Source organism: Mycobacterium saskatchewanense (assembly GCF_010729105.1).
GTDB classification, from domain to species: Bacteria; Actinomycetota; Actinomycetes; order Mycobacteriales; family Mycobacteriaceae; genus Mycobacterium; species Mycobacterium saskatchewanense.
Window position 1 is genome coordinate 2696407 of record NZ_AP022573.1, and the last position, 25991, is coordinate 2722397.

The 25991-nt window shown below is 67.9% G+C and carries 25 protein-coding genes; 10 read left to right on the top strand and 15 right to left on the bottom strand.

The features are described 5' to 3' along the window. The first annotated feature begins 2 nt into the window (after nt 1-2). Together G6N56_RS12420 and G6N56_RS12425 are read left to right on the top strand one after the other, a co-directional pair. Entirely contained in the window at nt 3-1517 is a 1515-nt protein-coding gene (locus tag G6N56_RS12420) for a carotenoid oxygenase family protein (protein ID WP_085256001.1), read from the top strand. Beyond that, on the top strand, nt 1514-1999 hold the full coding sequence (locus G6N56_RS12425; protein ID WP_085256086.1) for a VOC family protein: 486 nt from the start codon (nt 1514-1516) through the stop codon (nt 1997-1999). The genes G6N56_RS12420 and G6N56_RS12425 overlap by 4 nt, the downstream gene beginning before the upstream one ends. A gap of 3 nt (nt 2000-2002) precedes the next feature. Here the strand turns inward: G6N56_RS12425 and G6N56_RS12430 are convergent, their stop codons facing one another. From G6N56_RS12430 to G6N56_RS12460, 7 genes are all read right to left on the bottom strand, one after another. Beyond that, nucleotides 2003-2428: a hypothetical protein gene (locus G6N56_RS12430; protein WP_085256000.1), complete on the bottom strand. Its 426-nt coding sequence runs from the start codon at nt 2426-2428 to the stop codon at nt 2003-2005. A gap of 183 nt (nt 2429-2611) precedes the next feature. Continuing rightward, complete coding sequence (locus tag G6N56_RS12435; RefSeq protein ID WP_085255999.1) at nt 2612-3085, bottom strand: type II toxin-antitoxin system Rv0910 family toxin; 474 nt, start codon at nt 3083-3085, stop codon at nt 2612-2614. 4 nt (nt 3086-3089) lie between these two features. Then, on the bottom strand, nt 3090-3278 hold the full coding sequence (locus G6N56_RS12440; RefSeq protein ID WP_085255998.1) for an antitoxin: 189 nt from the start codon (nt 3276-3278) through the stop codon (nt 3090-3092). A gap of 48 nt (nt 3279-3326) precedes the next feature. Beyond that, nucleotides 3327-5708: an HAD-IC family P-type ATPase gene (locus tag G6N56_RS12445; RefSeq protein WP_085255997.1), complete on the bottom strand. Its 2382-nt coding sequence runs from the start codon at nt 5706-5708 to the stop codon at nt 3327-3329. Then, nucleotides 5705-7288, bottom strand: coding sequence for a serine hydrolase (locus G6N56_RS12450; RefSeq protein WP_085255996.1), 1584 nt, complete (start codon nt 7286-7288; stop codon nt 5705-5707). Before G6N56_RS12450 ends, G6N56_RS12445 begins: the two co-directional genes overlap by 4 nt. Nucleotides 7289-7318: 30 nt before the next feature. Beyond that, nucleotides 7319-8437, bottom strand: coding sequence for an MBL fold metallo-hydrolase (locus G6N56_RS12455; RefSeq protein WP_085255995.1), 1119 nt, complete (start codon nt 8435-8437; stop codon nt 7319-7321). A gap of 5 nt (nt 8438-8442) precedes the next feature. Next, nucleotides 8443-9174 (bottom strand): enoyl-CoA hydratase, encoded by a 732-nt coding sequence (locus G6N56_RS12460; RefSeq protein WP_085255994.1) that lies wholly within the window; start codon nt 9172-9174, stop codon nt 8443-8445. Between the two features lie 27 nt (nt 9175-9201). Between G6N56_RS12460 and G6N56_RS12465 the strand changes: the two genes are divergently transcribed. Further along, nucleotides 9202-10674: an acetyl-coenzyme A carboxylase carboxyl transferase subunits beta/alpha gene (locus G6N56_RS12465; protein ID WP_085255993.1), complete on the top strand. Its 1473-nt coding sequence runs from the start codon at nt 9202-9204 to the stop codon at nt 10672-10674. A 101-nt stretch (nt 10675-10775) separates the two neighbouring features. On the opposite strand, the gene G6N56_RS12470 is transcribed toward G6N56_RS12465, so the two are convergent. Beyond that, nucleotides 10776-10949 carry a TetR/AcrR family transcriptional regulator gene (locus G6N56_RS12470; protein ID WP_232069286.1) on the bottom strand — a complete coding sequence of 58 codons (174 nt, stop codon included), beginning with the start codon at nt 10947-10949 and terminating at the stop codon, nt 10776-10778. Nucleotides 10950-10990: 41 nt separating this feature from the next. On the opposite strand from G6N56_RS12470, the gene G6N56_RS12475 reads away from it, so the two are divergent. From G6N56_RS12475 to G6N56_RS12485, 3 genes are read left to right on the top strand one after another with little or no spacing between them, the layout of a single operon-like run. Beyond that, entirely contained in the window at nt 10991-11296 is a 306-nt protein-coding gene (locus G6N56_RS12475; RefSeq protein WP_232069336.1) for an FAD-dependent monooxygenase, read from the top strand. Between the two features lie 24 nt (nt 11297-11320). Beyond that, nucleotides 11321-12022, top strand: a complete 702-nt coding sequence (gene prrA / locus G6N56_RS12480; RefSeq protein ID WP_163645116.1) for a two-component system response regulator PrrA — start codon at nt 11321-11323, stop codon at nt 12020-12022. A 10-nt stretch (nt 12023-12032) separates the two neighbouring features. Further along, a complete protein-coding gene (locus G6N56_RS12485; RefSeq protein WP_085255991.1) occupies nt 12033-13373 on the top strand; it encodes a HAMP domain-containing sensor histidine kinase in 1341 nt (446 codons plus the stop codon). Here the strand turns inward: G6N56_RS12485 and arfC are convergent. Genes arfC through arfA form a run of 3 tightly spaced genes read right to left on the bottom strand, consistent with a single transcriptional unit; the run spans nt 13370 to nt 17114 of the window. Beyond that, nucleotides 13370-15904 carry a channel accessory protein ArfC, sunset domain variant gene (gene arfC, locus G6N56_RS29780; RefSeq protein ID WP_456299251.1) on the bottom strand — a complete coding sequence of 845 codons (2535 nt, stop codon included), beginning with the start codon at nt 15902-15904 and terminating at the stop codon, nt 13370-13372. The two genes, G6N56_RS12485 and arfC, sit on opposite strands and share 4 nt — an antisense overlap. Before the next feature lie 38 nt (nt 15905-15942). Next, entirely contained in the window at nt 15943-16095 is a 153-nt protein-coding gene (gene arfB, locus G6N56_RS28420) for a channel accessory protein ArfB (RefSeq protein ID WP_169717525.1), read from the bottom strand. An 11-nt stretch (nt 16096-16106) separates the two neighbouring features. Next, the gene (arfA, locus tag G6N56_RS12500; RefSeq protein WP_085255990.1) at nt 16107-17114 is read right to left on the bottom strand and encodes a channel-forming protein ArfA/OmpATb; all 1008 of its coding nucleotides are present in this window, start codon (nt 17112-17114) and stop codon (nt 16107-16109) included. Nucleotides 17115-17222: 108 nt separating this feature from the next. Here arfA and G6N56_RS12505 point away from each other — a divergent pair, with 108 nt between their 5' ends. Together G6N56_RS12505 and G6N56_RS12510 are read left to right on the top strand one after the other, a co-directional pair. Continuing rightward, nucleotides 17223-17486, top strand: a complete 264-nt coding sequence (locus G6N56_RS12505) for a DUF2630 family protein (protein WP_085255989.1) — start codon at nt 17223-17225, stop codon at nt 17484-17486. Beyond that, nucleotides 17483-19051, top strand: coding sequence for a phytoene desaturase family protein (locus G6N56_RS12510; protein WP_142280628.1), 1569 nt, complete (start codon nt 17483-17485; stop codon nt 19049-19051). The genes G6N56_RS12505 and G6N56_RS12510 overlap by 4 nt, the downstream gene beginning before the upstream one ends. A gap of 96 nt (nt 19052-19147) precedes the next feature. Here G6N56_RS12510 and G6N56_RS12515 read toward each other — a convergent pair whose 3' ends face one another. The 3 genes from G6N56_RS12515 to pdxH form a co-directional block, all read right to left on the bottom strand. Beyond that, the gene (locus tag G6N56_RS12515; RefSeq protein WP_085255988.1) at nt 19148-20443 is read right to left on the bottom strand and encodes a citrate synthase; all 1296 of its coding nucleotides are present in this window, start codon (nt 20441-20443) and stop codon (nt 19148-19150) included. A 456-nt stretch (nt 20444-20899) separates the two neighbouring features. Beyond that, a complete protein-coding gene (locus G6N56_RS12520; protein ID WP_085255987.1) occupies nt 20900-21778 on the bottom strand; it encodes an amidohydrolase family protein in 879 nt (292 codons plus the stop codon). Nucleotides 21779-21844: 66 nt separating this feature from the next. Further along, complete coding sequence (pdxH, locus tag G6N56_RS12525; RefSeq protein WP_142280627.1) at nt 21845-22471, bottom strand: pyridoxamine 5'-phosphate oxidase; 627 nt, start codon at nt 22469-22471, stop codon at nt 21845-21847. A gap of 116 nt (nt 22472-22587) precedes the next feature. Here pdxH and G6N56_RS12530 point away from each other — a divergent pair, with 116 nt between their 5' ends. Further along, a complete protein-coding gene (locus G6N56_RS12530; RefSeq protein WP_085255985.1) occupies nt 22588-23709 on the top strand; it encodes a citrate synthase 2 in 1122 nt (373 codons plus the stop codon). A gap of 121 nt (nt 23710-23830) precedes the next feature. Further along, entirely contained in the window at nt 23831-24280 is a 450-nt protein-coding gene (locus tag G6N56_RS12535; RefSeq protein WP_085255984.1) for a VOC family protein, read from the top strand. 7 nt (nt 24281-24287) lie between these two features. Here the strand turns inward: G6N56_RS12535 and G6N56_RS12540 are convergent, their stop codons facing one another. Then, entirely contained in the window at nt 24288-25985 is a 1698-nt protein-coding gene (locus tag G6N56_RS12540) for a 4Fe-4S binding protein (protein WP_085255983.1), read from the bottom strand. Between the last annotated feature and the right edge of the window lie 6 nt (nt 25986-25991).

A 25991-nucleotide genomic window follows, 5' to 3' on the forward strand; every position in this document is an offset into this window, starting at 1 on the left:
CCATGAATGTCGAAATTCTCGGAAAGTTCCTATCCACGCTGCCCGAAGACGACGACCACCCCTACCGGACCGGCCCGTGGCGTCCGCAGACCACCGAGTGGGACGCCGACGACCTCGCCGCGGTGGAGGGGGAAATTCCGCGGGATCTGGACGGCATCTACCTCCGCAACACCGAGAACCCACTCCACCCGGCTTTCAAGACTTATCACCCGTTCGACGGGGACGGCATGCTGCACGTCGTCGGCTTTCGCGACGGAAAAGCCTTCTACCACAACCGGTTTGTCCGAACCGAGGGTTTCCTCGCCGAGAACGAGGCCGGGGGGCCCCTGTGGCCCGGTTTGGCCGAACCGGTGCAGCTGGCCCGGCGCAAAGACGGCTGGGGCGCGCGCACCCTGCTGAAGGACGCCTCGAGCACCGACGTCATCGTGCACCGCGGTGTCGCGCTCACCAGCTTCTATCAGTGCGGCGATCTGTACCGGGTGGACCCGTACTCGGCGAACACCCTGGGCAAGGAGACCTGGAGCGGGCGCTTCCCCACCGACTGGGGCGTGTCCGCCCACCCGAAAGTCGATCCCCGAACCGGCGAATTGCTGTTCTTCAACTACAGCAAGCAAGACCCCTACATGCGCTACGGCGTCGTCGACGAGGCCGACGAACTCGTCCATTACGTCGACATCCCGCTGCCGGGGCCGCGGCTGCCCCACGACATGGCGTTCACCGAGAATTACGTCATCCTCAACGATTTCCCGCTGTTCTGGGATCCGGGGTTGCTCGAGCACGACGTGCACCTGCCGCGCTTCTATCCGGACACTCCGTCGCGCTTCGCGGTGCTCCCCCGCCGGGGCGGGACCGACGACATTCGGTGGTTCGAGGCCAACCCGACGTTCGTGCTCCACTTCACCAACGCCTACGAGGACGGCGACGAGATCGTCCTCGACGGCTTCTTCGAAGGCGATCCTTCTCCGATAGACACCGGTGGGACCAAGTGGGAGAAGCTTTTCCGGTTCCTGGCACTCGACCGGCTGCAGACGCGACTGCACCGGTGGCGGTTCAATCTGGTGACCGGCGCGGTCAAGGAGGAGCAGCTGTCCGAGTCGATCACCGAGTTCGGCACGATCAACCCCGACTACGCCGCCACCGACTACCGGTACACCTACGCGGCCACCGGGAAGCCGGGCTGGTTCCTGTTCGACGGCTTGGTGAGACACGACCTGCGCACCGGCGGCGAGCAGGAGTTCTCGTTCGGCGACGGTGTCTACGGGAGCGAGACGGCGATGGCCCCACGGGTGGGCACCCGCGGCGAAGACGACGGCTACCTGGTCACCCTCACCACCGACATGAACGCCGACGCGTCGTACTGCGTCGTGTTCGACGCCGCTCGGATCGAGGACGGCCCGGTGTGCAAACTGCAATTGCCGGAACGCATCTCGAGCGGGACCCATTCGACATGGGCGCCCGGCGGGCAACTTCGGCGCTGGGAACATGCCGGCTCGGCGGCCGAAGCCGCGGGCCCGTGACAACCCCCGGCAGGCGCCCCAGGAACACGCACTGGCCCGCCCGTTTGGCCTCGATCGGCGCCATCCGCTTCGCGCGGCGGTCGAGCAATTTCGCCGAGGCGGTGCGGTTTTATCGGGAGCTGGTGGGCTTGCCGCTCTACGAGACGTTCGAGTCCAGCTTCGGGAGTAACGGGGCGATATTCGGGCTGCCCAGCTGGAACCTGACGCTGGAGATCGTCGAGTCGGTCGACGCCGTGGCGGCGGATCACCACGACCAGTTGTGCCTGTACTTTCCGGACCAGCAGGCCCGGGACGGAGCGATCGACCGACTGCGGGCCGCGGGCGCCGAACCTATCGACCAACACCCGTATTGGGCGGCAATGGGCGCCGTCACCTACCGCGACCCGGACGGCCGCGAAGTCGTGTTCGCGCCCTTCGTCTACGGCGTGAACGAGCCGAGGGGCAGCGACGCCTCGGGCAGGCACGAATTCCCATCGGCCTAGCCGTCACCGCCTGTTGGCAAGGGCGGCGATGACGGCCGCGGCCGAGCACACCGCCGCGCACGCCGCGGCAACCGCGCCCACATAGAGCCCGTATTCGGCCGACACCGGCGGGTTGACGTTGAGCTTGTAGTACCACGCCGCGAGCGCCACGATCAGCGACGAAACGACCAGCGCCGCAACGGAAGCAATCCTGACCGAAAGCCCGCGGCCGACCATCGCACCGACCACCAGCAGCGTCGACGACAGTAAGACGATGAGCTGGCCCGCGCCGAACCCGTGCGGTAGCTGCAGGCTGCCGTGCGTGCCACCGATGGCGTTGGCCCAGCCCCCTCCATTGACCCTGGTCGTCAGCCACGGCAACCAGGCGCTGGCCGAAATGATCAGGGCGAAGAACGCCACAAGCCAACCAGGGCTCAGTCGGCGAATCATGTTGCGAGATTAGCCGAGTGTTCCGCCGGCTCGTGCAACCGAAGGGCACGTCACGCGTGTCGGATCGCGCAGACTACCCCTCGACCACCACGACACATAAACGGTTGCGACGACACGCCGAGACGGATCGCGGTAGATGCTGTTTCGCGAGCCGAGCGGGGTGAGAGTGGGTGGCCGCCAGCGTCAGTGATGCAGGCCGCCGTTGCCGTTCGTGCTCGGATCTGGCCTGGCGAAGACCGTGACGAAGTTTTGCAGCGATTCGTTGATGTCGCTGCGCAGCGCGGCGGCGACGATCATGCCAATCGGCCCGAACAGCGCCGGACCACCGAGGTGCACGTCGAAGCCGACGACGGAACCCTCCCCGCTGGGCTGGACCTTGGCCATGAGTTTGACCTTGACGCCGCCGACACCGTCACCGTTGAGCGTCATGCCCTCCGGCGGCTTGTAACGCACCACCGTCCATTTGATCCGGTTGTACATGCCCTTGACCTCGACGATCGACTCGACGACTGTGCCCTTGTCGATGTCGTCGGGCAGCGTGCTGCGCCACACCTTGTGGATGGTCAGCCACTCCTTGTACCGGGAGAGGTCGGACGCGTGCTTCCACGCGACCTCGGGCGGCAGCGGTACGTCGATGGATCCGGAGAGTTTGGCCATGGCTTCAGTTCTGCTGCTCGCCCGGCGCGGCGGAGTCGGCAGCCTTCTTGGCCTGTTCCTGCACCTTGTGGATGGTGTCGGTGTACTTGCCCTGCGTCTTCTCGTCGACGAACTCGCCGGCCTTGTCGATCGCCATCTCGACCTTGTCGGCGTTCTGCGCCAACAGGTCCTTCGCCTTGTCCAGGAATCCCATCGTTGCGCCCCTTCCCCGAGGATCCCGGGAGAGTTTACTTGTCGGGTTTCACCGCTCACGCCACAACCGCGGTCGCACTCCCATGAGGGCGGCGCGGATCCACCAGAGTGACTCGATCGCCGCGGCGCCCAGCGCGCCGATACCGAGCGCCGCCGAGGTCACCGCCAGGTTGGACGGGTCGAGCAGGAACTCCCGCCGCGTCAGCGGCGTGCTGAAGATCGCCACGTAGGCCAGACCGGACGCGATGACCAGCGCCACGCGCCACCACTGGTAGGGACGCGCCACCACCGCCAGCACCCATAGCGCCGCCGTCAGCAACGTGATCAGGGCCGCCGTCGAGGCCTGCTCCTGTTGTTGGAAGGAGGCGTGGCGGCCGTGGTAGGCCACCAGGTAGGACGCGAAAGTCGCGAGACCGACGACGAGCCCGGACGGCAGCGCCGAGGTCAGCACCCGCCGCACGAAGCCGGGGTAGGCCCGTTCGTTGTTGGGTGCCAGCGACAGGATGAACGACGGGATGCCGATAGTGAACCACGCCGCGATGGTGACGTGGATCGGCTGAAACGGATACAGCAGGGGATCAACTTTCAGCGGTCTGGCGAGCAGGCACTCGATGCCCACGAAGAGCGCCAGGAGCACCGAGTACACCGTCTTGGTCAGGAATAGGTTGGCGACCCGCTCGATGTTGCCGATCACCCGCCGACCCTCGCCCACCACATACGGCAGGGTGGCAAACCTGTTGTCCAGCAGCACAATCTGCGCCACGGCACGCGACGCCGGGCTGCCGGCGCCCATCGCGACACCGATGTCGGCGTCCTTGAGTGCCAACACGTCGTTGACGCCGTCGCCGGTCATCGCGACGTTGTGGCCGCGCGATTGCAGGGCGTGTACGAAGGCGCGCTTCTGGTCCGGCCGCACCCGGCCGAAAGTGGTGTGGGTCTCCACCGCGTCGGCCAGGCTAGCCGGATCGGCGGGCAGCCGACGGGCGTCCATCGTCTCGCCACGCAGCCCGAGCTCGGCGGCAACGGCCCCGACCGACACCGCATTGTCCCCGGAGATCACCTTCACCGAAACGCCCTGTTCCGCAAAGTACTCCAACGTCTCCGCGGCGTCGGGCCGCACCTTTTGCTCAAGCACCACCAGAGCCGCGGGGGTGACCGTCCCCGGCGCGTCCGGATCGTCGACGGGCACGTCGCCGGCGCCCAGCAGCAGGACTCGCAGCCCGCGCGCCCCGATCCGCTCCGCCTCCGCGGCGGCGGCCGACCCCGGATCGAGCAGCACGTCGGGCGCCCCGATCACCCAATTGCCCTGGCCGCCGTAGGACACGCCGCTCCACTTGGTGGCCGACTTGAACGGCGCGATGGCGGTGGCGATCCAGCCCGGCGGCTCCGGGAACGCCTCGGCGATCGCCCGCATGCTGGCGTTGGGTCGCGGGTCGGCTGCGGCCAACGCGGCCAGTACGTCGGCGACGGATTGTGGCTGTGCCGGCCGCCCGATCTCGGAGACGCCGGATACTCGCATGCCGCTTTCGGTGAGGGTGCCGGTCTTGTCGGCGCACACCACGTCGACGCGCGCCAGTCCCTCGATGGCCGGCAATTCCTGCACCAGGCAGCGGCGCTGACCGAGTCGGATCACCCCGACCGCGAACGCGATCGAGGTCATCAGCACGAGCCCCTCGGGGACCATCGGCACGAGCGCGCCGACCATCCGCAGCACGGACTGCCGCCACCCCGCGTGCGTGGTGAACAATTGGGTGTAGATGGTCAGCAGCCCGGCCGGGACCAACAGGTAGGTGATGAACTGCAGGATCCGGTTGATGCCGTTGCGCAGTTCGGATTTCACCAGGGTGAACCGACTCGCCTCCTCGGCCAGCTTGGCGGCATAGGCATCGGGCCCGACTTTGGTGGCACGATAGGCGCCCGTCCCGGCGACGACGAAGCTGCCCGACATCACCGCGTCACCGATCCCCTTGGTTATCGGGTCGGCCTCGCCGGTCAGCAGCGATTCGTCGATCTCGAGGACCGACTCTTCGACGACCTGCCCGTCGACGACGACCTGGTCACCGGGTCCGAGCTCGATGATGTCGTCGAGCACGACCTCGCCGGGCGGCAACGACCGCGTCCCAGACTCCCTGCGCACCAAGGGTTTCGCCTGGCCGACGATCGCCAGCCGATCCAGCGTCTGCTTGGCCCGAATCTCCTGGACCATGCCGATGACGCTGTTGGCGACGATGAGCAGGCCGAACATCCCGTTGATCAGCGAGCCCGTCGCCAACACGATGAGCAACAGCACACCGAGTATCGCGTTGATACGGGTGAAGACGTTGGCCCGCACAATCTGGGCGATGCTGCGGGTGGCGCGTTCCCGGATGGCGTTGCTCCTGCCGTCGGCGACCCGCTGCGCCACCTCTGCATCGGTCAGCCCGTGCGTCATCGGGTGAAGGTCCCCTGCTTCTCCGAGTCGAAGTACTCGAGATTGAGGGTGTTGCCCCCGAATGTGGCCTTGGAAATCGTTCCAGGTGGGGCGTTTTCGTCGGCGATGGGGAAGGTGAAGGTGTCGCCGTCCCAGTGCGTCAGCGTGAACGTGCGGCCCTTGGGTCCCATCGACAGTTGCAGCGCGCCGTCGCGCTCCGTGACGACGGCCGGGCCCCAATAATCGTTGGCGTACGACCCGGCGTAGGTGGTGAGCGGCCGGGGCGGCGCGGGGGTTGCGGGCGGCTGCTTGCCGACGAGCGAGCCCTCCGGGTTGTTCATCCAGGACATCGCCTGCTTGTATAGGCCGGCCCAGTCCTCACGGATCTGGCCGTACTGCACCAGGTCCATGAATTCGGCGGTGAGCGCCTCCGGTACGCCGATGGGTGCGGCGTTCGTCAAGGCGACGATGGCCACGTCCTCGGCGGGCATGACCACGAAGTTGGTGGCGGCACCCAGGGCGAAAGCGCCCGAATGGCTGTACTCGGTGCGCCCGGACGAGGTGACCGAGACGTTGAACCCGTAACCGTAAGCGCCGGGGCGGCCCTTCGGTGTCTTCGGCGGCATCGACACGACCTGCGTGGTGACGGCCGGCAGCAGCGCCTCCGGCGAGGCGATTCGCTGGCCGTTGTAGGTTCCGTTGCCCAGCAACATGGTCAGCCAGTGGGCAACGTCATTGACCGACGAGCTGACGCCACCAGCCGGTGACTGGGGGTCCGGGTTGCGCTGGAAGCGCGGCTCCCATTTGTCGCCGACCTTGATGTGATTGATCGCATGGTTGGGCCTGGCGAGGAAGTCGGCGAACCGCGAACTCGTGGATGCCATGCCCAGCGGCCGGTAGAGCGCCACGTCGGCCAGGTCTTCCCATGACTTACCGGCCGCGACGGAGGCCGTTTCCGCGGCTGCGGTGACACCGTAGTTGGTGTACGCGTAGCTGATGCGGAAGGGTTGCAGAGCAAGGTATTTCAGTCGCTCGAGCGTTTGGCGACGGTCGTATCCGAGGTCCTCGAGCTTGTCGCCGGCGTGGTCGGGCAGGCCGGATCGATGCGAGTACAAGTCTCCGATCGTCACATGGCCGGTGACGTAGGGATCGTTGAGCGCGAACCATGGCAGCTTGGACACCACCGCGGTGTCCCACGACACCGCGCTCTCGGTGACTTCGTGCGCCACCACCGTCGCGCCGACCGATTTCGAGACCGAGGCCAGCTGGAAGACCGTGTCGGCGTCGACGCTGTTGCCCTGCCCGTTACCTTTGGTCGCATCACGGACACCGAATCCCTTGGCGTACAACGTCTTTCCGCCGTGCACCACGGCGATCGCCATCCCGGGGATGCCGGTGCTTTTCATCAGGTCGCCGGCCAACCCGTCGAGCTTCGAGATGGCGTCGTCGATGCGGCCGGCGGGAATGTCGACACCCGACACCTCGTTGGGCGGCGCGTCGGACAGTGTGGACGGTGGGGTGGAGACCGGCTGTGCGTGCCCGCACCCCGTCGACGCGAGCAAAATCACGGCGAACGCGGCCGATGCCGCGCGTTTCGTCATGGCCGCACTTTAGCCCGGTCAATCAGCGAGTCAGAGCCGCCACCACGGGTTGGACTTGATCGGACCGGCGGGATCAATGCGTTGACCGGGCACCGGGACGGCCACGTCGACCTGCGCGGACTCGGCGGCCTTGAGCAAGCGTTCGACGGGCTCGGCCCACGGGTGGGGCGCCAGCCGGAAGGTGCCCCAGTGGATCGGCACCAGCAGCCCCGACCCCGAGTCGGTGACATCCAGGTGAGCCCGGACCGCCTCCTCGGGATTCATGTGAATGTCCGGCCAGGCGGTGTTGTAGGCGCCGATGGGCATCAGCGTCATGTCGAACGGTCCTTGGTCGGCACCGATCTGCGCGAAGCTCTTCGTGTAGCCGGTGTCGCCGCCGAAGTACGCGCGGTGTGTCGGGCCGACGAACGCCCACGACGCCCACAGCGTGGTGTTGCGATCGACGAAGCGCCCCGAAAAGTGGCGCGCGGGCAGGCAAATCAGCGTCAGCTCGTCGAGCTTCGCACTCTCATGCCAGTCGAGTTCGACGATGCGATGCTCGGGGATGCCCCAGGCCCGCAGGTGGGCACCGATCCCGAGCGGCACGAAGAACGGGGAGCGCTGAGTCTGGGCCAACGCCAGCACGGTGTCGATATCGAGGTGGTCGTAGTGGTCGTGGCTGATGACCACGGCGTCGACCGCGGGAAGGCCTTCCAGTTGGACCGGTGGCGGGTGCAGCCGCTGTGGTCCCACGATGTCCGACGGTGAGCATCGATTGCTCCACACCGGGTCCGTCAAGATGCGGTACCCGTCCACTTCCAGCAGAGCCGTCGAGTGGCCGAACCAGCTGACGGCGAGCCGACTGGCGTCGCCGTCGAAGATCGCCGGTGCGGCCAACGGGATCGGCGCGCTCGGACGGCTCCCCCCGCGGTTACCGATCAATTCCCACACGATGAGCTGCAGTTGCTCGCGATCCATCTTGTAGATGGAGGCGGGATCGAGGTTGACGAAGACGCCGTCGCGGTAGTTGGGCGACCCCTCCGCCACCGCGCGGATCGCCGAGGGGTCGGCGCCCAGGGCGGCCGGCGCACCGTGCAGCGCGCGCACCAACCAGCTCCCGGCCGCCAGCGAGGCGGTGCCGGCGGCCAGTCGTAGCGCCCCCCGGACCATGACCGTCAGGCCCCCTGGAACTTCGGTGGCCGCTTCTCCACCCGGGCCACCTGCGCCTCGATCACGTCCTGGCTGCCCCACGCCTTGTCGAAGAGCTCCTTGTGCTCCGGCGAGGCTTCCTCGATGGCCCCGTCGTCGTTGAGCACGCGTTTGGCGTGCTGGATCGCCAGCGGCGCCAGGGCGGCGATCTCGTGGGCCCAGGCCTGGGCATCGGCCAGCGTCCCGATGCGGTTGGCCATTCCGGTCTGCAACGCGACGTCGGCGGGGAGCTTCTCCGCGGTCAGCAACATCGCGCGGGCACGGCCGTGACCGACCAGGGAAGACAGCCGACGGATGCTCCAGTTATCCAGCGCCAGACCATATTTGGAGGTCGGGAACTGGAAGAATGCGTCCGGCGCCACGACCCGCAGGTCGCATTGCATGGCAAGCTGCAGGCCGGCGCCGATGGCCGGGCCGTTGATGGCGCCGATCACTGGTACGGGTGTGGCGTCCATGACCTTGTGGAGCTCGATGAGCCGGTCGGGGTAGTCGGCGGCGAACGCGTCACCGCTGAGGTCGGCGCCGGCGCAGAACACCGTGCCCTGGCCGGTGAGAACGATCGCGCGCGTCGACCCGTCGTCGGCCTTCTGGATGGCCTCCCGCAGCTCCTCGACGAGCTCGGAATTCAGGGCGTTGCGGCGCTCCGGGCGCTGCAACTCGATGGTCATAACCGCTTCGGCCTGGGTGATACCGATCATGGCAGCCACCCTATATAGCCTCGTGGCGTGCGTCGTATCACAGCTGGTCAACTCCGAGACGCGGTGCTGGACGAAGGCTCCTTCACCAGCTGGGACAGCGAGCCGCTGGCACTGCCGACATCAGATTCCTACGCGCAGGAGCTGGCGGAGGCGCGGACGGCCACCGGCCTGGACGAATCGGTGCTCACCGGCGAGGGACGCCTATTCGGGCGCCGCGTGGCCGTGGTGGTGTCCGAGTTCAGCTTCCTCGGCGGATCGATCGGGGTGGCGGCGGCCGAACGGATCACCGACGCCGTGCAGCGGGCGACCGCCGAGGGCCTGCCGTTGCTGGCGTCGCCGAGCTCCGGCGGCACTCGCATGCAGGAGGGCACCGTGGCTTTCCTGCAGATGGTCAAGATCGCCGCGGCCGTCAGGCTGCACAAGCAGGCACACCTGCCGTATGTCGTGTACCTGCGCAACCCCACCACCGGCGGGGTGTTCGCATCCTGGGGCTCGTTGGGGCACGTCACCCTCGCCGAGCCCGGCGCGCTGATCGGCTTCCTGGGTCCCCGGGTGTACCGGCTGCTGTACGGCGAACCATTTCCCGAGGGCGTGCAGACCGCCGAGAACCTGCAACGCCACGGGGTGATCGACGGCGTCGTGGCGGTCGAAGACCTGCGCCCCACCGTGGACCGCGCGCTCAGGGTGATCGCCGACCCACCGGGGCCGCTGCCCGCGCCGCAACCCCCCGAGCCCATACCCGACGTGCCGGCGTGGGACTCCGTGGTGGCGTCGCGGCGACCCGACCGGCCGGGCGTCGGACCGTTGTTGCGGAACGGCGCCACCGACGTGGTGCTGCTGTCGGCCACCGATCAGGGGGAGGCGGCGACGATGCTGCTGGCACTGGCCCGGTTCACCGGGCAGCCGGCGGTGGTACTGGGGCAGCAGCGGGTCACCGGGGGGATCGTCGGGCCCGAGTCGCTGCGCGAGGCGCGGCGCGGCATGGCGCTGGCCGCCGAGCTGCGCCTGCCGCTGGTCCTTGTGATCGACACCGCGGGACCTGCCCTTTCCGCGGAGGCTGAGCAGGGCGGCCTCGCCGGCCAGATCGCCCAGTGCCTGGCCGAACTGGTGACGCTGGACACCCCGACGGTGTCGGTGCTGCTGGGCCAGGGCAGCGGCGGGCCGGCGCTGGCGATGGCGCCCGCCGATAGGGTGCTGGCCGCGCTGCACGGCTGGCTGGCGCCGCTGCCGCCCGAGGGCGCCAGCGCGATCGTCTATCGTGACACCGAGCACGCCCCGGAATTGGCTGCAGCACAAGGCATCCGGTCAGCAGACCTACTGGCAAGCGGGATCGTCGACGCCATCATTCCCGAGCATTCCGACGCCGCCGACGAACCGGTCGAGTTCTGCCGACGCCTGTCGCACGCCATCGCCACGGAGGTCCATGGCCTGCGCGGCATGCCCGCCGCCGAACGGCTGGCGGCGCGATTGCAGCGCTACCGGCGGATCGGATTGCCCTGAGCGCCGTACCCGCCTTCCCTGCGCGCCGCCGCCGGGCCCGCGACACATAAACCACGCACACGACACGCCGGGCGGAGTCGCGGTGGTTTATATCTCGCGACTCAGCCGTCCGGCAACCCGAGGTAGCGCTGAATCGTCGGGCCGAGCCACTCCACGATTTCGTCTCGGTTCATGTCGACGACGGGCTGCAACCGCAGGACGAAGCGACACCACGCCATGCCGAGGAGCTGACTCGCGATCAGCCCGGCGCGCGTTGCGGCTTCCTCGGGGCCCACCAGCGAAACGATCTACGGCCCGAGCTGTGTCCCAAAAGGGCATGAACCTCGGCATCACCGACGCGGCCGCGCTGTCCGCCGCGCTGGCCCGGGTGCTCGGCGGTGGATCCGACGCCGCGTTGGACGCGTACAGCACCACTCAACGAGAACGGGCCGAACGGGTGCTGAAACTCGCCGGGCGGCTCACTCGGATCGCGACGCTGCCGCGCCCGCTGCGGCCCGTCCGCAATTCGGGCCGGCACTGTCCCCGCCGTGCGACGACAGCTTGCGCTTCAACTGAGCGGGCTCGGTTAGCCCCTGCACCCCGCGAGCCGCGCGACTTGGCGGCCGACCTCCCACCTAGATAGCCGGCAATCAGGCAAAATGGCGGGATGGACTCTGGAGCGACCTCACCGCGGGTCTTGGTCGTCGACGACGACTCCGACGTACTCGCCTCGCTGGAACGCGGCCTGCGCCTGTCCGGATTCGAGGTCTCGACGGCGGTCGACGGCGCCGAGGCGTTGCGCAGCGCCACGGAGACGCGGCCGGATGCGATCGTGCTCGACATCAACATGCCCGTGCTGGACGGCGTGAGTGTCGTTACGGCGCTGCGCGCCATGGACAACGACGTGCCCGTCTGCGTCCTCAGCGCGCGCAGCTCGGTCGACGACCGCGTGGCCGGCCTCGAGGCCGGCGCCGACGACTACGTGGTGAAGCCGTTCGTGTTGGCCGAATTGGTGGCGCGGGTGAAGGCGCTGCTGCGCCGCCGCGGTGCGACCGCCACGTCGTCCTCCGAGACCATCACGGTCGGCCCGCTGGAAGTGGACATCCCTGGCCGGCGCGCCCGGGTCAACGGCGTCGACGTCGACCTCACCAAGCGCGAATTCGACCTGCTGGCGGTGCTGGCCGAACACAAGACCGCGGTGCTGTCCCGCGCGCAGCTGTTGGAGCTGGTGTGGGGCTACGACTTCGCCGCCGATACCAACGTCGTCGACGTGTTCATCGGGTATCTGCGCCGCAAGCTGGAGGCCAACGGGGGCCCGCGGCTGCTGCACACCGTTCGCGGAGTCGGGTTCGTGCTGCGAATGCAGTGATCAAACGGCCATGAACGTCCTGTCCCGGATCTTCGCCCGTACGCCTTCGCTGCGAACCCGGGTGGTGGTCGCGACGGCCATCGGCGCCGCGATACCGGTGTTGATCGTGGGAACCGTCGTCTGGGTCGGGATCACCAACGACCGCAAGGAGCGATTGGACCGCCATCTCGACGAGGCCGCCGGCTTCGCGATTCCGCTCCTGCCCCGCGGTCTCGACGAAATACCGCGCTCGCCCAATGACAACGACGCCATCATGACGGTGCGCCGCGGCGACCTGGTGAAGTCGAATTCCGATGTCACGATGCCCAAACTCAACGTGGACTACGCGGACACCTACGTCGGCGGCGTGCGTTATCGGGTGCGCACGGTAGAGATTCCCGGGCCCGAGCCTTCGTCGCTCGCCGTCGGTGCGACGTACGGCGCGACACTCGCCGAGACCAACAACCTGCATCGGCGGGTCCTGCTGATTTGCGGGTTCGCCATCGCCGCCGCGGCCGTATTCGCCTGGCTGCTGGCGGCTTTCGCCGTGCGGCCATTCAAACAGCTCGCGCAGCAGACGCGACTGATCGACGCCGGGGACGAGGCACCGCGCGTCGAGGTGCACGGCGCCAGCGAAGCCGTCGAGATCGCCGAGGCGATGCGGGGGATGCTGCAACGCATCTGGAACGAACAGAACCGCACGAAAGAGGCGCTCGCGTCGGCCCGCGACTTCGCGGCGGTGTCCTCCCACGAGCTGCGCACCCCCCTGACCGCGATGCGCACCAACCTTGAAGTCTTGTCCACCCTCGACATGACCGACGACCAGCGCAAGGAGGTGCTCAACGACGTGGTCCGCACGCAGTCCAGGATCGAGGCCACCCTGAGCGCCCTGGAGCGGTTGGCCCAGGGCGAACTGTCGACGTCCGACGACCACGTGCCCGTCGACATCACCGAACTGCTCGACCGCGCCGCGCACGACGCCATGCGGGTGTATCCCGACCTCGACGTCTCACTGGTGCCGTCGCCGACCTGCATAATCGTCGGACTGCCCGCCGGATTGCGCCTCGCCGTCGACAATGCCATCGCCAACGCCGTCAAACACGGTGGCGCCACCAAAGTCCAGCTCTCGGCCGTCAGCTCGCGAGCCGGGGTGGAGATCACGGTAGATGACAACGGCAGCGGGGTGCCCGAACAGGAGCGCCAAGTGGTGTTCGAGCGATTCTCCCGGGGATCGACGGCCTCGCACTCGGGATCCGGGCTGGGGTTGGCGCTTGTGGCCCAGCAGGCTCACCTGCATGGCGGGACCGCGGCCTTGGAGAACAGCCCGCTCGGCGGCGCGCGGCTGGTGCTGCGTCTCCCGGGGCCGAGCTAGCGCTTCTTCGAGCTTTTACTCCAAGGCGTGAAAAGGGCACGCGCAGCGGACTGCTCGTTCTTGAACCAGACCTGAGCGACGGTGAGTTCGTAGGGCGGGTCGTCGGGGGTGTAGTAGAGCCGTGTGTCGGTGCGGCCCTTCACCAGCCAGCCCGCCGGGCCGCCGCCGTTGGCGGTGGCACGTGCGGACCCCGGACCGAACGGCTCGTAGGGCAATTTGCGAATCTTCTTCGTAAGTAAGTCTTTCGCCGGCGGGGCCTTCTTCGCCGGCGCACCCGTGGCGGCCGCACTTTTCTTCTCCGGCCACAGCCGCGCGGGGGGCGGCTTCTTCCCGGGCGCACCCTTGGCCGGCGGCTTTTGCAGTGGCCTTCCCTTGGCGGGCGGGGTTTTCTTGGCGGGGGGCTTCTTCGTCGGTGGTTGCTTGACGACCGGAATTCTGACTGTCGGCGCATCGTCCGCGACCGGAATCTTCGTCGTCGGTGAATCATCGGCGGGCGGAGCCTTCTTTCGCAGCAGCCGCGCGAGCAACGAAATCCTGGCCTTGGGCGCATCGGTGGGGACGGGAATGGCTGTCGTTGGCAGCTCTTCGGCACCGGGCACGTCGTGCACCTTCGGCTGGGGCTCGGCCAGAGTCTCCGGCGAGGGCTCCCCCTCGGCGGCGGGCACCCCCGTCGCCTCAAGCTCCTCCTCGACGCGTGCCACCTCCGCCGAGGGGGCCTCGTCGACAAAGACAACCTCAGAGACCGGTTCCTCTGCGACCGGAACCTCCGCCACCGCACCCACGTCATCTGCGGGCGCCGTCGCGAAGAACTCCTCACGAACGGCAGGCTCCTCGGTAACCAGCTCTTCGGCGCCGGCCACGTCGTCCACCAACGGCCCGGGCTCAACAACAGTTTCCGGCGACGGTTCCCCGTGCGCGACGGGAACTTCCGTGGCTGAAGACCCGTCCTGAATCGGCGCCGTCGTGAAGAACTCTTCGCGGGTCGCGGCTTCCTCGGTAATCGGTTCGTCGGCGCCGGGCGCGTCTTCCACCAACGGCTGGGGCTCGGCCAGAGTCTCCGGCGAGGGCTCCCCCTCGGCGGCGGGCACCCCCGTCGCCTCAAGCTCCTCCTCGACGCGTGCCACCTCCGCCGAGGGGGCCTCGTCGACAAAGACAAACTCAGAGACCGGTTCCTCTGCGACCGGAACCTCCGCCACCGCACCCACGTCATCTGCGGGCGGCATCGCGAAGAACTCCTCACGAACGGCAGGCTCCTCGGTAACCAGCTCTTCGGCGCCGGCCACGTCGTCCACCAACGGCCCGGGCTCAACAACAGTTTCCGGCGACGGTTCCCCGTGCGCGACGGGAACTTCCGTGGCTGAAGACCCGTCCTGAATCGGCGCCGTCGTGAAGAACTCTTCGCGGGTCGCGGCTTCCTCGGTAATCGGTTCGTCGGCGCCGGGCGCGTCTTCCACCAACGGCTGGGGCTCGGCCAGAGTCTCCGGCGAGGGCTCCCCCTCGGCGACGGGCACCCCCGTCGCCTCAAGCTCTTCCTCGACGCGTGCCACCTCCGCCGAGGGGGCCTCGTCGACAAAGACAAACTCAGAGACCGGTTCCTCTGCGACCGGAACCTCCGCCACCGCACCCACGTCCTCTGCGGGGGCTTCGCTGTCCGCCGCCGCACCCTCGACCTCAGAGGCCAATCCTTCCGGTAGCGATTCCGGCCCGGGCGCAGGCTCCTCGGACGAGGGCTCCTCGCGGGCGGCGGGATGCGTCAGCGCGAATCCTTCCGCCGACGGCTCCGACTCGCGCCCACCGGATTGCGGCAGGCCTTCGTGCTCAACCGGAATCGACGTCGCCGGGAACACATCTGGCGCCAGATCCTGCGGTTCGGATAAAAGATCGCGGGCCGCGGCGTTCGCCGCGGCGAACGGATCCTCGAACACCGGCCTGCGCGGCGGAGGTTCCGATTCGGCAGGGATCTGCGTCGTAGGGGCCGCCTCCGACGGCGACGTCCCCTCGGCCGGGGGCTCCTGTCCGGCAGAAATACCCGTCGTCGTTGACTCATCGTCGGCCGGAACCTTCGTCGTGAAGAACTCTTCGGGGGCCGCAGCGTTCGCCACCGCGAACGGATCCTCGAACATCGGCCTGGGCGGCGAAGGTTCCGGTTCGAGAGGGGTCTGCGTCGTGGGAGCCTCCTCGGCGGGGGGCATCTCCTCGGCCGGAGCATTAGTCGTGGAGAACTCTTCGCGGGCCGCAGCGTTCGCAGCCGCGAACGCGTCCTTGGCGGCAAGCCCATCGGTCAAGGGTTCTCGCTTGGCGGGAATGTGTGTCGTCGGTGACTCGTCCCCGGCGACCGCTTCGTTCGCCGACGGTCGCGAGGCGACCCTCGCCGTCGCGAACTCGTCATCGACCGCGCCCCTGGTGGTGAAGAGGTCCTCGACCGCGGTGGCGGTGGTGGTCGGCCACTGCGGCCGATTCTGCGGGACGGCCGCGGCGATGTGGCGTTGGACGGGACGGGCCAGCAGCACGAGCGTAAAGCCCAGCCCCATAAGGAACGACAACCCGAACATCGACCAGTGCACGTGATTCACCGCCCCCCGACCGCGCCGGGCCCGCTCGGCTCAATGGGACCTTGCCGGTTAGCGGCACGCCTGATCGCGACATTGGCGATCAGGCACGCAACCGCCGAGCCGGCCACGAAGGCAATCAGGTAGCACAACCACTCAATCATGAAGCCCATGCCGAATCCCCTTAGCTCACAACGAGTTCGACTCGACGGTTTTTGGCGCGACCATCCGCGGTGTCGTTAGGCGCGACGGGGTTGACCGAACCGAGACCCTTGACGATGAGCTGATTGGCGGCGACGCCGTGGGCCGTGAGGAAGTCGGCGACCGTTTGGGCGCGCTGGGTACTTAATGGGATGTTCATCGCTTCGGTGCCGGAATTGTCGGTGTAGCCGTTGATCGCCGCGTGCGCCGACGGGCATGCCTTGAGCTTGTCGGCGACTTGGGTCAAGATCTGCTGGTCAACCGGAGTAAGGCTGAACCCGTCGTTCCCGAAGGTGATCGGACCGCCGGTGGCCGCATTGAGGGCTGACTGCAGATCGGCGCACTGCCCGACGGCAGCGGGCGGGAGCGGTGGAGGCGCGCCCGGTGGCGGTGGTGGGACGGCACCGTTCACGGCCACCTGGTCGACGACGTACAGGTTCGACCAGATGCGCCTGGCGTCGGCCTCGATCGCATTCTTCTGGTCCTGCGATCCCGCGGTGCCCGTCAACGTAATGGTGTCCGCGTTGACCGTGAGGGTGAAGTCGAGAATGGACGCGCTGTCTTTGAAAACCGGCTGAGCGTTGAAAAAGGCGAGCGCCACGGCATTGGGGTTGATGTGAATTTGGTCGATTATGTTCGTGCCTGGAGGCAGTGAGTCGTTGAGTGACTTGATCAACGCGGCTTTTGCGGCGTTGTCCGGAAAGTCACCGCTGAGGGTGATGTCGTTGCCCTTGCGGACAATTGAAAGCGGCGCCAACAACAACTTCGGACCACCCGAGTTGGCCGACGGCGCCAACGTGGGCAGCGGCCCGCTGGGCCCCGTCACCGTCTGTGCGCGGTCCAACGCGCCGTATCCGATTATCGCTATCAGCAACGGCATAACCACCACCCCGATGAGCCAGGGAAGGCCCAGCGACCGGCGATAGAACTCCGGCACCTTGTTCGACTCGGCAGTTGCGTCCGCGTCACGCAAACCGGCCTCCAAGACCACTATCGCCCCCTCCCTGGCTTTGCTCGTCGCCCCCAGTTCCCGCTGCAGGCGATATGCAGCCTACCCAGTAGGTCCCGCCCGAACTCTTAAGTCGGGCACACTGGAGCGATGGGCAACGGCAAAAAACCGACCGACAGCGAGACGCTGGCACACATCCGCGACCTGGTCGCCGAGGAGAAAACTCTTCGCGACCAGCTCCAGCACGGCGACATCGACACCTCGGAGGAGCATGACCGACTCCGTCGCGTCGAGATCGAGCTCGACCAGTGCTGGGACCTGCTGCGGCAGCGTCGGGCCCTTCGCGACAGCGGCGGCGACCCGCGGGAGGCGGAGGTTCGTCCGGTCGACGAGGTCGAGGGCTACCTGAACTGAGCGAGCGTGCGCCCGACATCGACGTCGTGATCGTCGGCGGCGGCCACAACGGCCTGGTCGCGGCCGCTTACCTGGCCCGCGCGGGCCTGCGGGTGCGGTTGCTCGAGCGGTTGCCGCAGGTCGGCGGGGCTGCCGTCTCGGTGCAGGCTTTCGACGGCGTCGACGTCCGGTTGTCGCGGTATTCGTATCTCGTCAGCCTGCTGCCACCCCGCATCGTCGACGACTTGGGCGTCACGATGCGGTTGGCCAAGCGGCCGTTTTCGTCCTACACGCCCGATCCGGAGACCGATGGGCGCAGCGGCCTGCTGATCGGCCGATCTAACACGTTCCCAGCGATCGGCGCGGCAGGTGACGAGCAGGGTTTCGCCGCGTTCTACCGGCGCTGCCGGCTGGTGACCGAGCGGTTGTGGCCGACGCTGCTCGAGCCGCTGCGCGCCCGCGAGGAGGTCCGCCGACACGTCCTGGCGGGGGGCGATCCGGACGCGGCGGCGGCGTGGCGGGCCATGGTGGACGAGCCGATCGGGCACGCCATCGCCGATGCGGTGGACAGCGACCTGGTGCGGGGGGTGATCGCGACCGATGCGCTGATCGGCACCTTCGCCCGCATGGACGATCCGGCGCTGGAGCAGAACGTCTGCTTCCTGTACCACGTGCTCGGCGGCGGCACCGGAGATTGGAACGTCCCGATCGGCGGGATGGGCTCGCTGACGGCGGCCCTGGCAACCGCGGCCCGCGGCTCTGGAGCCGAAATCACCACCGACGCAGAGGTTTACGTCGTGCAGCCGGACGGCCTGGTGCGCTTCCGCTTGGGCGACGACGAGCACGCGGTCCGGGGTCGCTTTGTCCTGTCCGCGGTGACGCCGACGGTCCTGGCCGCGCTGTTGGGTGAGGAAACGGCACCGTCGGCCCAGGGCTCGCAGGTCAAGGTGAACATGGTGCTGCGGCGGCTGCCCGCGCTGCGGGACAGCAACGTCACCCCCGAACAGGCATTCGCCGGAACGTTCCACGCCAACGAGGCGTGGACCCAACTGGACACGGCGTACGGGCGGGCGGCGTCGGGCGAGCTACCAGATCCATTGCCGTGCGAAGCCTATTGCCACTCCCTGACCGATCCGACCATTCTGTCGGCCGAGTTGCGTGACTCCGGGGCGCACACGATGACGGTGTTCGGCCTGCACACCCCGCACGCACTGTTCGGCGGCGCCGACCCCGGCACGCTGCGGGAGCGACTGACGGCGTCGGTGCTCGCGTCGTTGAATTCGGTTCTGGCCGAACGGGTTCAGGACGTATTGATCGACGACGCGCACGGCCGGCCGTGCATCGAGACCACGACCACGTTCGACCTGCATCGCACGCTGGCGATGACCGACGGCAACATCTTCCACGGCGGACTGGCATGGCCGTTCGCCACCGACGACGACCCGCTGGACACCCCGGCGCGGCGCTGGGGCGTGGCCACGACCCACGAACGCATTCTGTTATGCGGCTCGGGCGCTCGCCGTGGCGGAGCGGTATCGGGTATCGGAGGTCACAACGCCGCGATGGCGGTGCTGGCCTCGCTGTGACTACCTCGTCCCACGACGAGCGTCCCTATTTGTACGCCTTTGGCGGCGTGTCTCCGTACAGACACGGTCGCTCGCCGGCGGAGGCCGTCGGTGAACCTATCGTCCGTCGATGGCGGCGTAGTCGCGCTCGGTGTAGCCGGTGTAGATCTGGCGGGGACGGCCGATCTTGCTGTCGCCCTCGTCGTGCATTTCGCGCCAGTGCGCGATCCAGCCGGGCAGCCGGCCCAGCGCGAACAGCACAGTGAACATCCGGGTGGGGAAGCCGAGCGCCCGATAGATCAGGCCGGTGTAGAAGTCGACGTTCGGGTAGAGCTTGCGCTCGACGAAATAGTCGTCGGTCAGCGCCGCCTCTTCGAGCTCCTTGGCGATGCTCAGCAAATCGTCGTCACCGCCGAGCTTGGCCAGAATCTTGTCGGCCTGCTCCTTGACGATCCGGGCGCGCGGGTCGTAGTTCTTGTAGACGCGGTGGCCGAAGCCCATCAACTTGACGCCGGCCTCGCGGTTCTTGACCTTGCGGACGAACTCGCTGACGTTGTCGTCGCTCTCGCGGATCTTCTCGAGCATTTCCAGCACCGCCTGGTTGGCGCCGCCGTGCAGCGGCCCCCACAGCGCATTGATGCCGCCGGAGATCGACGTGAACAGGTTTGCCTGTGACGACCCCACCAGTCGGACCGTCGACGTCGAGCAGTTCTGCTCGTGGTCGGCGTGCAGGATGAGCAGCATGTCCAGCGCCCGCACGATCTCCGCGTCGACGTCGTAGGGCTCGGCCGGCAGGCCGAACGTCATCCGCAGGAAATTCTCGACCAGGGTCAGCGAGTTGTCCGGGTAGAGGAAGGGCTGCCCAACCGACTTCTTGTAGGCATACGCGGCGATGGTGGGCAGCTTGGCCAGGAGCCGGATCGTCGACAGGTCGACCTGCTCGGCGTCCATCGGGTCCAGCGCATCCGGATAGTACGAGCTCAGGGCGTTCACCACGCTGGACAACACCGGCATGGGGTGGGCGTTCGGCGGGAAGCCGTCGAAGAAGCGCTTGAGGTCTTCATGCAGCATGGTGTGCCGCTGGATCCGGTTGGTGAAATCGTCGAGCTGCTGCTTGTTGGGCAGCTCGCCGTAGATCAGCAGATAGCTGACCTCGATGAAGGTCGACTTCTCGGCGAGTTGCTCGATCGGGTAGCCGCGGTAGCGCAGGATCCCGGCGTCGCCGTCGATGTAGGTGATGGCGCTCTTGGTGGACGCGGTGTTCACGAAGCCGTTGTCGAACGTCGTGTAACCGGTCTTGGACAACAGCGAGCCGAGCGCAATGCCGTCAGCCCCCTCGGTGGCGCTGACGATCTGCAGATCGATCTCGCCACCGGGGTACTTCAGAGTTGCGGTGTCGTCGGTGTCGGCCACGAGAACCCCTTTGCGCTCTGGCTGGAATGGCTGCACTGACCCAGTGCCTATGACAGAAGGTAGTCGTTATGGCGACGGTGCGCCTGCCCGGGGTGGTGTCTGGGGACGTTCCTCAGCGATCCATCAGGTGACCCGGTGGCGGTCGGGGCCGCCGACGGCCCAGCATCACACCGGCCCGGCCGTCGACGTGCCCGCTGACGACTCCAAATCCGACCCTCCCGAACCCCCACGCCGCGACGGCGACCAGGGACAGCCAGGCCCTGGCGGTCCTGGGCAACCAGCCGGAGAAGACGCCGCCGGCCAGGGCGCAGACGGACGCTGTCCCCCTTCTCGGTCCCCTCGTGCGAATGCCGGATCTCAGAACCGCTGACGGGCGTAACTGGTTTTGGCGCGCAGGTCGCCGGATCTGGCATGAGCGGTGGGAACTCCCCCGTACCCTCGCGGCCCGGCCGGGCGTCAGGCCAAACCGAAGAGTCGAGCGGCGTTGTCGTAAAGCACTCTTCGCAGCCACTCGTCATCGACGCCGGGCAGCCGGGTCAGGACGCGCATCGCCTCGACGAAGCCATACGGGATGTTGGGAAAATCACTTCCGAAAAGGATGCGGTCGGCGTGGTCGCGAAGCCGGCCGTATTCCGACGGCGGGAAGGGCATGGTTTCCTCCACGAAGGGGGTGAACGCCATCGTGGTGTCGAGTCGCACGTCGTCGTACCGCTCGGCCAGGTCGAGGAAGTCGGTGTATTCGGGCATCCCGAGGTGGGCGACGATCAGGCGCAGGCGGGGATGGGCTGCCAGCAGCGCCGCGACCGGTTCGGCGCCGGTGTACGCGCCGGCGACGGGACCGGAGCCGCAGTGGATGACGACGGGAATGCACGCATCCTCGATGGCGCCCCACGCCCGATCCAGCAGCGGATCGGCCGGGCTGAACCGGCCGACCTGAATATGGACCTTGAAGACCCGCGCGCCGAGGTCGATGGCCCGCCCCACATAGCCCTCGACGCCGGGCTCGGGGTAGAGCGTCGCCGTGTGCAGGCAGTCCGGCGTCGCCGCGGCGAACGCCGCCGCCCATTGATTCAGCCAGGCCGCCATCTCCGGTTTGTGTGGGTAGACCAGCGAGGTGAATGCGCGCACCCCGAACCCGCGCAACGTGCGAAGCCGCTCCTGCTCGTCGGCGCGGTAGGCGATCGGCCAACGGCGCCCAACAAGGGGCCCGGCGTCATCGAAGTACTGCCAAACCTTGTCCATCACCGGCTTGGGCATGAAATGCGTGTGCACGTCGACGATCCCGGGCAGCCCGAGCGACCGCCAGATCTGACGCACCGATTCCGTCTCGTCCATCGTTCGCCAGGATGGCAGTCCCGCTCGAAGCCGGGCAGTTCACCCGCCGCGCATCGACACGGGGCGTCAGGGCTGTAGGCGCTCGATCCGATCCCCGACAACCCGGATACGGTTGTGCAGCCGGTTCTCCCGCCCCTGCCAGAATTCGACCGCCTCGGGTGCGAGCAGGTATCCGCCCCAGTGGGGCGGCACCGGCACGCTTTCCACGTCGGCGAACCGCTCGGTGACCTCTTTGAGCTGGTCGAGCAGGGCCGCGCGCGACGCGATCGGGCGTGATTGGTGGGACGCCCACGCGCCCAGTTGGGAGCCTCGCGGCCGCTTGGCCCAGTAGTCCTCGGTGACCTGGGGGTCCACCTTGCTCACGGGACCGCGAAGGTGCACCTGCCGACCCAGCTGAAACCAGGGGAAAGTCACCGACGCGTAGGGCGTCGCCGCGAGTTCGACACCCTTGGCCGAGTCGTAGTTGGTGAAGAAAGTGATGCCGGTCTCGTCGACGCTCTTGCACAGCACCGTCCGGCTGACCGGCCGGCCGTCGACGACGGTAGCCAGCACCATGGCGTTGGGCTCGGCAACTCCCGATCCTTCGGCGTCATCGATCCACCTGCGCAGCAGGGCCACCCAACCGTCGTCCAGCCAGCCCACGTCGAGGTCCGGGCTGCCGTCCTTCTCGACGGACCCGTACTCCACGCGCATCCGCTGCAGGTGTTCTTTGCCGGTTCCGGCGTCTGGTCCCGCCATCGCGCCAACGCTACCGGTGTAGCTACCGGCCGGTAGCATCGGCCCGAGGGTGGGGTGCGAGAATTTTTCGCATGACTGTGGTTCCCGAGAATTTCGTGCCCGGACTGGAGGGCGTGGTCGCTTTCACGACCGAAATCGCCGAGCCGGACAAGAACGGCGGCGCGCTGCGCTACCGCGGCGTCGACATCCAGGACCTGGTGAACCAGCAGGTCACCTTCGGCGACGTCTGGGCGTTGCTGGTCGACGGCAAGTTCGGCCACGGGCTGCCCCCCGCCGAGCCGTTCCCGTTGCCGATTCACACGGGTGATGTCCGAGTCGACGTGCAGGCCGGGCTGGCGATGCTGGCGCCGATCTGGGGCTACAAGCCGCTCCTGGACACCGACGAGGCCGTCGCCCGCAATCAGCTGGCCCGGGCATCGGTGATGGCCCTGTCGTACGTGGCGCAGTCGGCGCGCGGCATCTACCAACCGGCGGTCCCGCAGCGGGTCATCGACGAATGCCCAACGGTGACGGCGCGTTTCATGACCCGATGGCAGGGCGAGCCGGACCCGCGGCACGTGGAGGCGATTGACGCGTACTGGGTGTCGGCCGCGGAGCACGGTATGAACGCCTCGACGTTCACCGCCCGTGTTATCGCCTCGACTGGAGCGGACGTCGCGGCGGCGCTGTCGGGAGCGATCGGCGCGATGAGCGGACCGCTGCACGGCGGGGCGCCCGCGCGGGTCCTGCCGATGATCGAAGAGGTCGAGCGCACCGGTGACGCGCGCGCCCTGGTCAAGGGCATCCTCGACCGCGGTGAGAAGTTGATGGGATTCGGGCACCGGGTCTACCGGGCGGAGGACCCCCGCGCGCGGGTGCTGCGCGCCACCGCCGAGCGGCTGGGCGCACCCCGCCACGAGGTCGCGGTCGCGCTGGAACAGGCTGCCTTGGCCGAGTTGCGGGAGCGTCGTCCGGACCGGGCCATCGAGACCAATGTCGAATTCTGGGCCGCCGTGATCCTGGACTTCGCCCGGGTGCCGGCCAACATGATGCCCGCGATGTTTACCTGTGGACGCACCGCGGGCTGGTGCGCGCACATCCTCGAGCAGAAGCGGCTGGGCAAGTTGGTCCGCCCGTCCGCGATCTACGTGGGCCCCGGCCCGCGCAGCCCGGAAGCCGTCGAAGGCTGGGACCGGGTCCTCACTCACGCCTGAACGTTGTCGGTACCCCGCGCTTGAATGGTCCCGGGCCGCGATGAGTTTGTGTCGCGACCGCGGTCAATAACCGTGAGCCAGTCATCGGGCTGGCACGGAAACCGACAGCAGGGAGACCACTATGGCGATCAACGTCGAGCCCGCAGTATCACCGCACCTGGTCGTGGATGACGCGGCCGCGGCGATCGACTTCTACGTCCAGGCCTTCGGGGCCGAGGAGCTGGGCCGCGTTCCTCGCGCCGACGGCAAACTGGTCAACGCCGCGGTGCGCATCAACGGGTCCATGGTCATGCTCAACGATGACTTTCCCGAGACCTGTGGCGGAACGTCGATGACACCCAAATCACTGGGCGGTAGCCCGGTGACCATCCATCTCACGGTGACCGATGTGGACGCCAAGTTCCAGCGGGCAATCGACGCCGGCGCCACGGTGGTCGTCCCGCTTGAGGACCAGTTCTGGGGCGACCGCTACGGCGTGGTCGTTGACCCGTTCGGCCACCGGTGGTCGCTCGGGCAGCCGGTCCGCGAGGTCGGCTACGACGAGATCCAGGCCGCGATGTCCTGTATGTAGCGCGCGGCTACCTGTCACCCAACCGGGCCAGCAGCCGGCGTCGCAGGGGCGGCGCCGGCTCTGGGGGCGCGGCCGCTGCGGCGGCCAACATGTCGGCGATGTCGCTGAACTTGTTGCGCGGCCGTCCTTCGGCGGCGCCTCTCGCGATCTCGGCGGCGTCAATGGCACGCCATCCGCTGGAGTCGACGGCGTCGGGACGGCGCGCCCGCACCAGCTTGTCCAGGGCCTCGGGCTTGCCGACGGGATCGGCCAGCTCGCCGGAGTTGAAGTCACCGACCAGGGCGTGCACGGTCTGCAACGAGCACGACTTGTTGGTGCCGATGAACCCCGTCGGTCCGCGCTTGATCCATCCCGCGACATAGGCACCGGGGACCGGTTGACCGGAACCCGGATCGACGACACGCCCGTCGTGGTTCGGGACGACGCCCGCCGCCTCGTCGAAGGGGAGGTCGGCAATCCTCTTGCCGCGGTAGCCGATCGACGTCAACACCAGCCCGGCCTCCAGGTCGCGCGGCTGCCCGGTGCCGGTGATGGAGAACCGCACGCCGGTGGCCCGTCGCTCCCCCAGCACGCGATCCGGTGTGAGTTGGTACGCCAGCCGGATGCGGGGGCGCGAGGGCGGCACCGAGGCGTCGCCGAGCGTGCTCAAGACCTCCAACTTTTGCCGTGTGAGTGCATCGGGAGCCACCGCCAGATCACGAGCCACCCGCTCGTGGTCGGCGGCGTCGAGGACGACCTCGGAGTGGCCCGTCAGCCCGATTAGTTCCGGCAGGGTGAAGGCCGAGTGGGCGGGCCCGCGCCGGGCCGCGACCACCACTTCCCGGACCCGGGAGCCGGTGAATGCGGCCAACGCGTGGTCGGAGATGTCGGTGTGGCCAAGCTCGGCCGGGTCGGTGGTGAGTAAGCGGGCCACGTCGAGCGCGACGTTGCCGTTGCCGATGATAACCGCCCGCTCGTGGCTGAGATCGACTGGCAAATCGGTGAACTCGGGATGGCCGTTGATCCAGGCGACCAGCTCGGTGGCGGTTCCCGTGCCCGGAAGACCCATCCCTTCGACAACGAGGCGCCGGTCGTCGGGCGCGCCCACCGCGTACACCACGGCGTGGTGATGGGCCAACAGGTCGGCGTGGCTCAGGTGCCGGCCCACCTCGACGTTGAGGTAGAACCGGAAGCGGCGATGGGCGGCCACCCGGTCGAACAGCCGAGTGACCCGCTTGGTGTTCTGATGGTCGGGCGCCACCCCGGCGCGCACCAATCCGTATGGCGTGGGCAGCTTTTCGAAGACGTTCACGAACACGCCGTGCTGGGTGAGCAGTTCGTCGGCCGCATACATCGCGGCCGGCCCGGAGCCTACGATGGCCACGGTCAGGGGTCGGCGGCGGGCATGCACCTCGGCGGCCGGGATCACCGGCGCCAGCTTCGAAGTCGGCGGCAGCTTCACGCCTTCGGGCCGCTCGGGATAGAACGAAGCGTTGATCTCCGCGAACGGTAGCTGCTTGGCATCCAGCCGGCTGTCGGGCGCGATCGCGCCCACCGGGCAGGCGCTCACGCAGGCACCGCAGTCCACGCAGGCCACCGGATCGATATAGAGCATCTCCGAGGTCGCGAAGCCCGGCTCGTCCGGTGTCGGGTGAATACAGTTCACCGGGCACGCAAAGACACAGGACCCGTCGTTGCAGCACGACTGGGTAATAACGTGCGGCATAAATCG

Excerpts from the sequence above, each read along its gene's own strand:
- G6N56_RS12420 (WP_085256001.1), top strand. The coding sequence starts at position 3 with ATGAATGTCGAAATTCTCGGAAAGTTCCTATCCACGCTGCCCGAAGAC.
- G6N56_RS12430 (WP_085256000.1), bottom strand. The coding sequence starts at position 2,428 with ATGATTCGCCGACTGAGCCCTGGTTGGCTTGTGGCGTTCTTCGCCCTG.
- G6N56_RS12435 (WP_085255999.1), bottom strand. The coding sequence starts at position 3,085 with ATGGCCAAACTCTCCGGATCCATCGACGTACCGCTGCCGCCCGAGGTC.
- G6N56_RS12440 (WP_085255998.1), bottom strand. The coding sequence starts at position 3,278 with ATGGGATTCCTGGACAAGGCGAAGGACCTGTTGGCGCAGAACGCCGAC.
- G6N56_RS12445 (WP_085255997.1), bottom strand. The coding sequence starts at position 5,708 with ATGACGCACGGGCTGACCGATGCAGAGGTGGCGCAGCGGGTCGCCGAC.
- G6N56_RS12450 (WP_085255996.1), bottom strand. The coding sequence starts at position 7,288 with ATGACGAAACGCGCGGCATCGGCCGCGTTCGCCGTGATTTTGCTCGCG.
- G6N56_RS12455 (WP_085255995.1), bottom strand. The coding sequence starts at position 8,437 with ATGGTCCGGGGGGCGCTACGACTGGCCGCCGGCACCGCCTCGCTGGCG.
- G6N56_RS12460 (WP_085255994.1), bottom strand. The coding sequence starts at position 9,174 with ATGATCGGTATCACCCAGGCCGAAGCGGTTATGACCATCGAGTTGCAG.
- G6N56_RS12475 (WP_232069336.1), top strand. The coding sequence starts at position 10,991 with ATGAACCTCGGCATCACCGACGCGGCCGCGCTGTCCGCCGCGCTGGCC.
- prrA (WP_163645116.1), top strand. The coding sequence starts at position 11,321 with ATGGACTCTGGAGCGACCTCACCGCGGGTCTTGGTCGTCGACGACGAC.
- G6N56_RS12485 (WP_085255991.1), top strand. The coding sequence starts at position 12,033 with ATGAACGTCCTGTCCCGGATCTTCGCCCGTACGCCTTCGCTGCGAACC.
- arfC (WP_456299251.1), bottom strand. The coding sequence starts at position 15,904 with ATGGGGCTGGGCTTTACGCTCGTGCTGCTGGCCCGTCCCGTCCAACGC.
- arfB (WP_169717525.1), bottom strand. The coding sequence starts at position 16,095 with ATGGGCTTCATGATTGAGTGGTTGTGCTACCTGATTGCCTTCGTGGCC.
- G6N56_RS12505 (WP_085255989.1), top strand. The coding sequence starts at position 17,223 with ATGGGCAACGGCAAAAAACCGACCGACAGCGAGACGCTGGCACACATC.
- G6N56_RS12520 (WP_085255987.1), bottom strand. The coding sequence starts at position 21,778 with ATGGACGAGACGGAATCGGTGCGTCAGATCTGGCGGTCGCTCGGGCTG.
- pdxH (WP_142280627.1), bottom strand. The coding sequence starts at position 22,471 with ATGCGCGTGGAGTACGGGTCCGTCGAGAAGGACGGCAGCCCGGACCTC.
- G6N56_RS12530 (WP_085255985.1), top strand. The coding sequence starts at position 22,588 with ATGACTGTGGTTCCCGAGAATTTCGTGCCCGGACTGGAGGGCGTGGTC.
- G6N56_RS12535 (WP_085255984.1), top strand. The coding sequence starts at position 23,831 with ATGGCGATCAACGTCGAGCCCGCAGTATCACCGCACCTGGTCGTGGAT.
- G6N56_RS12540 (WP_085255983.1), bottom strand. The coding sequence starts at position 25,985 with ATGCCGCACGTTATTACCCAGTCGTGCTGCAACGACGGGTCCTGTGTC.